Origin of the sequence: Prevotella micans F0438 (assembly GCF_000243035.1) — a bacterium.
In the GTDB taxonomy this organism is placed as follows: Bacteria; Bacteroidota; Bacteroidia; order Bacteroidales; family Bacteroidaceae; genus Prevotella; species Prevotella micans.
Map to the genome: position 1 here is coordinate 242,897 of NZ_JH594522.1, position 6,331 is coordinate 249,227.

General features: G+C 47.3%; 5 protein-coding genes. 1 reads left to right on the forward strand and 4 read right to left on the reverse strand.

Annotated features, from left to right (window positions below):
* Positions 1 to 244: 244 nt before the first annotated feature.
* The 4 genes from HMPREF9140_RS05550 to HMPREF9140_RS05565 form a co-directional block, all read right to left on the reverse strand.
* Positions 245 to 1,258 (reverse strand): M23 family metallopeptidase, encoded by a 1,014-nt coding sequence (locus HMPREF9140_RS05550; RefSeq protein ID WP_006952443.1) that lies wholly within the window; start codon positions 1,256 to 1,258, stop codon positions 245 to 247.
* A 265-nt stretch (positions 1,259 to 1,523) separates the two neighbouring features.
* Positions 1,524 to 3,623, reverse strand: coding sequence for an ATP-dependent DNA helicase RecG (recG, locus tag HMPREF9140_RS05555; protein ID WP_081474518.1), 2,100 nt, complete (start codon positions 3,621 to 3,623; stop codon positions 1,524 to 1,526).
* 5 nt (positions 3,624 to 3,628) lie between these two features.
* Positions 3,629 to 4,297 carry a 2-C-methyl-D-erythritol 4-phosphate cytidylyltransferase gene (locus tag HMPREF9140_RS05560; RefSeq protein WP_006952450.1) on the reverse strand — a complete coding sequence of 223 codons (669 nt, stop codon included), beginning with the start codon at positions 4,295 to 4,297 and terminating at the stop codon, positions 3,629 to 3,631.
* Between the two features lie 6 nt (positions 4,298 to 4,303).
* Positions 4,304 to 4,870, reverse strand: a complete 567-nt coding sequence (locus HMPREF9140_RS05565) for a DJ-1 family glyoxalase III (RefSeq protein ID WP_006952451.1) — start codon at positions 4,868 to 4,870, stop codon at positions 4,304 to 4,306.
* Between the two features lie 117 nt (positions 4,871 to 4,987).
* Here HMPREF9140_RS05565 and HMPREF9140_RS05570 point away from each other — a divergent pair, with 117 nt between their 5' ends.
* On the forward strand, positions 4,988 to 5,884 hold the full coding sequence (locus HMPREF9140_RS05570) for an NAD kinase (protein WP_006952452.1): 897 nt from the start codon (positions 4,988 to 4,990) through the stop codon (positions 5,882 to 5,884).
* Positions 5,885 to 6,331: the final 447 nt, after the last annotated feature.

A 6,331-nucleotide genomic window follows, 5' to 3' on the forward strand; every position in this document is an offset into this window, starting at 1 on the left:
GTGTGTGTGTGTGTGTGTGTGTGTGTGTGTGTGTGTGTGTGTGTGTGTGTGTGTGTGTGTGTTAGCACTTTTTTCGAACCCACCAAATTTTCAGACGAAAAAATCACAGAGAAATCGAAATTTCTCTGTGTAGTTTCTTTGCCTTGATATGTTAATGCTAACTGTTGCATGTGTTAAGAAGGGTGGGAAGGGGTGAGATTTGGATGATGAATATAATAAGGTCTTACTTTCAGTCTAGGACAGTCTAGCTGTATCTGATAATCTGCCCTTTCACGACTTTCGAATATTTGCCGAGATGGTTGAGTTTGCATAGTTGCTCAACGGTTATACCGTATTGTTGGGCGATTGATTCAAGAGTGTCGTCGGCAACCACCTTATGGTAGAGTATTTGTGCACTGGTGTTGCTTGGTGTTGTACGCGATTCACGATTAGAATAATCGGCGGCAGCTGGTGCTTGTTTCACTTCAGCGGATTTTTGTGCTGGGGCAGTAGTGCGTTTACCTTGAATGTTTTCGCGCGAATAGCCAAGGCTTGCTGCTGTACCACGAAGGGCTGTAGCACGGGCCGATTCGCTGTCGATGTTATTCTTACGGTATACATAGTAGTCGCCGGTTACGTCTTGATTGGGGAAATCAAAGAACAATGCTGGGTTGAGGGCTACTCCACAAAGACGTGTCTCAAAATGAAGGTGTGAACCGGTTGAGCGTCCTGTGTTTCCTCCGAGCCCGATGGCCTGTCCGGAGCGCACAATTTGATTTTCGTGTATGAGTTGCTTAGACAGGTGGCCATATATAGTTTCTAAACCATTGTTGTGACGAATGACTATATATTTTCCATAACCATTGGCGTCATACTTCACCATACGAACTTTTCCAGAGAAAGCTGCACGGATGGTGTCGCCTATATATACTTTGATGTCGAGTCCTTGATGGCGGCGTCCCCATCGGCGTCCGAAATTACTTGTTATAACTCGGCTCGGTGTGGGCATACTGAATCCTCGAAGGTCAATCTTGTAAACATCTGGCACTACTCCGGGGCGATGTGCGTAGCGATTATTCCAATCATTATAGAGCTCGGCTGCCGGTTCTTTAATATCTTCTACTTCGCGTAGGCGATTGATTGCAATTGTGTCGAGGCTACTTGTTCGACGGTCTACGGGTGCTTGTCGTGCTAACAAATCTTGTGCTGATGCGGGTGTCAGTGCGCAAAACAGGAGTGAAGAGACCGTAAAAGTTCTAACTATGTTTTTTAAATTCATGTTCAATTATTTTTGTTTCGGCTTCGAAAACAGACTGAAAATAAATAGTCAGTCATTGTCTCTAGGGTAGTGAGTTGAACGATACAAATGGCCAACCTTTTTCTTAGGGACGTGGCAAAGGTAAAAAGTTCGACATGAAGAGGCGAAGTGGTTAACAGTTTTTATTTACTGTTGAGAATGTGGTAATTAGTGCTGGTATTTAGTTTATTATTGTTTGTGTCTCCTTTTGTTGTAGTGGGCTTGTGGAGAATATGAAGGGGATGGATTAGGAGATGGCCGCCCAGTTTATATTTGTATTTCTTAACTCTTTTAGTCTTCTCCATAGTATTTCATTCTCGGTTTTATTGCAATCGGGGTCGGCGTCGATTATTTTCTGTGCTTCATTGCGTGCCATCTGCACTATTTGTCCGTCGCGAGCTATGTCGGCAATCTTCAAGTCGAAAGCTATTCCGCTTTGCTGTGTTCCTTCGAGGTCGCCCGGGCCTCGGAGTTTCAAATCAGCTTCAGCAATTTCGAATCCGTCGTTGGTGTAGCACATTATATCTATGCGTTTACGGGTTTCATTGGTTAGCTTATGGCTTGTCACAAGTATGCAATAGCTCTGCTCGGCTCCGCGCCCTACTCGACCTCGCAATTGATGTAGCTGCGAGAGGCCGAAGCGCTGCGCATCGAGAATGACCATTACGCTTGCATTGGGAACATTCACTCCGACTTCAATCACCGTTGTTGCTACGAGGATTTGCGTTTGTCCGGATACGAAATTTTTCATTTCGGCTTCCTTTTCTTTGTCTTTCATCTGCCCATGAATCTTGCTGAGCCGGAATTCCGGGAATGCTTCACACAGGGTTTCGTAGCCGGTTTCGAGATTCTTTAGGTCGGATTTCTCACTTTCCTTTATGAGAGGAAAGACGATGTAGACTTGCCGACCAAGGAGTATTTGCTGCCTGATTCCGTTATATAGACTCGTAGTTTGATTATCATATTTATGAATGGTTTCAATTGGTTTGCGCCCTGGCGGAAGTTCATCAATTATACTAACATCAAGGTCGCCGTAGATGGTCATCGCGAGCGTTCGCGGAATGGGTGTTGCGGTCATAATAAGAACGTGAGGCGGATTATCATTTTTGTTCCAGAGCTTGGCTCGTTGTGCAACTCCGAAACGATGTTGCTCGTCGACGACGGCTAATCCGAGATTATGAAATCGCACATTGTCTTCGATTATAGCATGGGTTCCGATGAGGATATTCACAGTGCCATTTGCCAATGAATCTAGAACATCGCGACGTTTTTTTCCTTTGACTATTCCGGTGAGAAGCTCGATTCGCACATTCATTCCCTGAAGGAACTCCTTTACCGTCTGTAGATGTTGTTCGGCCAGTATTTCGGTGGGTGCCATGAGACATGCCTGGAATCCGTTGTCGATTGCGATGAGCATTGCCATAAGCGCCACGAGAGTTTTTCCGGAACCTACATCGCCTTGAAGGAGCCGGTTCATTTGTCTACCGCTGGCCATGTCTTTTCGTATTTCGTGCATCACTCGCTTTTGCGCTCCGGTGAGTTCGAATGACAGATTATGTGAATAGAACCAATTGAATTGTGCACCGATGCGTTTGAGATTATATCCCCGATATTTTCGCCGATTGTCGTTTGCATATCTAAGAATATTCAGTTGGACATAGAATAGTTCCTCGAACTTCAATCGCAGTCGAGCGCGCTGAGTATCTTCGGCCGATTTGGGATAATGAATCTTTCGCATGGCCTCGTCGCGACTCACAAGACGTAGTGGACGGATAATGAATTCCGGAATAGTTTCCGAAAGAGGTTCTGCGAGTTTTGCGATGAGTGTTTTAGTCATTTTCTCGATGGCTCGCGAAGTTATTCCTGCTTTCTTCATTTTCTCCGTAGTTACGTAGAATGGTTGCATGCCCATGTTGTCGAGCTGGATTTGTGATGCGTCGTCGATGTCGGGATGCGTAAATTGAATACGACCGCCGTAGACACTCGGTTTTCCGAACACAATGTATTCTTTCCCGATGATGTAGTTTTTATAAATGTATTGCGCGCCGTTGAACCAAACTAGATCGCACATTCCATGGCCGTCGGAGAAATGAGCCACGATGCGTTTCTTTCGTTTGCCCATTTCGAATTCCTCGAAACTAAGAATCCGACCTTTTATTTGTACGAAGGGCATGTCGTGGCTAATCTCTGAAAGAAGATAAATCTTCGAACGGTCGACGTATTTATAAGGATAGTATTCCAGCAGGTCGCGATAGGTTCGGATGCCGAGTTCTTTATCCAGCAATTCCTTCCGACGGGGGCCTACGCCGGTAAGATACATTATGTTCTGGTCCAGAATACTTGCCAAGGTTATTAGATTATAGTTTGGGCCACCGATAAATCGTAGGGCGTGGTTAGTTTAATGTTTTCGCGATTCCCATCGACCATCGCAATCGAATGCCCGAAGCTCTCGATAACCGAAGCATCGTCGGTAAACGCCTCGTTATATTCTTGCGCGAACGCTTGTTTAGCCAGACCGATTTGGAATACCTGCGGAGTTTGAACCATTCGATAATTACTTCGGAGAACATTTTTGCTCTCGCCGTTCGGTTCAACTACGCGAAGCGATTCTACAACCGGCAGAACCGGAATCGCAGCGCCATGCGCACTTGCTGCATTGAAGCATCGAGATATTGTTTCGATGGAAACGAATGGCCGCACTCCATCGTGAATGGCCACCAATCCGCTTTCGTCTGAAGGAATCGCATCCAGTCCGTTTTTCGATGATTCGAAGCGCGTTTCGCCGCCGTTTGCGATACGAATCTCTGCCCGGAAGGAGTATTCCAGGCAGAGGTTATTCCAATATTCCTGTTGCTGGACAGGCAAAACCAGGATTATGTTAAGCTTTTCATCGTATTCGCGGAATCTTTCGATGGTACGCATCAGTACAGGTTTCCCGCCGACAGGCAGAAACTGTTTTGGAACATCTCCGCCCATACGAAGGCCTTTTCCGCCGGCTACGATAATAGCGTAGTTGCTCATCCGAATCTATTTATTCATCAGGTGAGTGTAGCGCATGCCGTCTTCGATGCTCGAAACTGTGTTTTCGTCTTTGAAGAACGACAAGATTCTGTAGGCATAAGGAAGTGTGGCTGCGGGGCCTTCGCCGGTGATGATGTTTCCATCGACGGTGAACAGTTCGCCGGTGTATTCGGCTCCGTCAAGATATTCCTCGAAGCCGGGATAGCATGTGGCTCGTTTACCTTTCAATATTCCGGCTGCACCGAGCACCATCGGACCGGCACAGATGGCTCCAACTCGTCGGCCGCCTTCAACTTGTTCGCGCACGACGCGTCTCACGCCTTCGTGCTCTTTCAAGTTTTGTGCGCCGGGCATTCCGCCGGGAATGAGGAGCATGTCGACACTCGCCCAATCCGAAACTTCCTCGAAAAGCATATCGGCTTTAACTGTAACTCCGTGGGCCGACTCGACAAGTTGGTTGCCGGTGATGCTCACGGTTTTGATTTCAACTTCTCCACGACGAAGAATGTCTACCGGGGCCAAGGCTTCTATCTCTTCGAAACCGGTGGCCAAGAACTCATAAACTTTTACCATAGGATATAAAACGTTAGTGATAAAAACTCTATTTTTGCAACCCAAAGTGCTTGCAAATGTAGTTATTATGGACGATTCAGGATGTTACAAGACTAAAAGAATTCAAAACCAAAACGAATGACTGAAAAGAGATTGAGCTTTGCCATCTTCGGAAGCAAATACAAGGCTCTCGAAGCAAAATATGTTCAAGCGGCAGCCGACTTCCTGGTTGCTAGCGGAGCTGAAGTGTATTTTGAGCAGAGTTTCTTAGACGGACTACCGCGCGCGGTTCGCGAGAGCATGAATTTCACGGACGCGTTTGGGAAATATGACTTTACGACCGATTATGCCATTTCGATGGGCGGCGACGGAACATTTCTCAAAACTGCAAGCGAGGTGGGCACGAAAGGCACGCCCATAATCGGAGTAAACATGGGCAGGCTGGGCTTTCTGGCCAACGTTCTTCCGGGCGATATTTGCAACGTGCTCGGCGATGTAATCTCTTCCAGGCTTGAAATAGATGAGCGGTCGGTTATGATGCTTTGTCTGGACAACAAACCCGTGGATTTCAACCCATACGCCTTGAACGACATCGCTATTCTGAAACGCGACACGGCGTCGATGATTTCTATCCGAGCCAGTTTGAACGGCGAATTTCTAGTTACTTATCTTGCCGACGGGCTCGTGGTGAGCACCCCCTCCGGTTCGACGGCCTATTCGCTCTCCAACGGCGGGCCGATTCTTATTCCTCAAACCGGCACGTTCAGTTTAACGCCCGTTGCGCCGCACAGTTTAAACATTCGTCCGATTGTAATGAGCGAGGATGTCGAAATAAGGCTCGACGTTGAAAGTCGCAGTCATAATTTCCTCGTCGCCATCGACGGTCGGTCTGAAAAACTCAAAGAGGGCACAACGGTAATCATTCGCAAGGCGCCCCATAAAATAAGGATAGTGAAACAGCGCGGGCACGATTATTTTTCAACCCTGCGAGATAAACTTATGTGGGGAGCCGACGCCCGAAGCATATCCGGATGACATAAACAAGCGTATTTTTTCGGTCGCAGACACTCTGGGACGCAAAAACAAGTTTGATTTTCGACCGCAGACACTCTGGGACGCAAAAACAAGTTTGATATTTGGCCGCAGGCACTCTGGGACGCAAAAACAAGTTTGATTTTCGACCGCAGGCACTCTGTGATGCAAAACAGACTCTGTTTGGGACAAACTCCAGCCCGCTGACGCAAAACAGACTTTGTTTGGGGCAAACTCCAGCCCGCTGGCACAAAACAGACTCTGTTTGGGATAAACTCCAGTCCGCTGGCGCAAAACAGACTCTGTTTGGGACAAACTCCAGCCCGCTGACGCAAAACAGACTTTGTTTGGGGCAAACTCCAGCCCGCTGGCACAAAACAGACTCTGTTTGGGATAAACTCCAGCCCGCTGGCGCAAAACAGACTCTGTTTGGGACAAACTCCAGCCCGC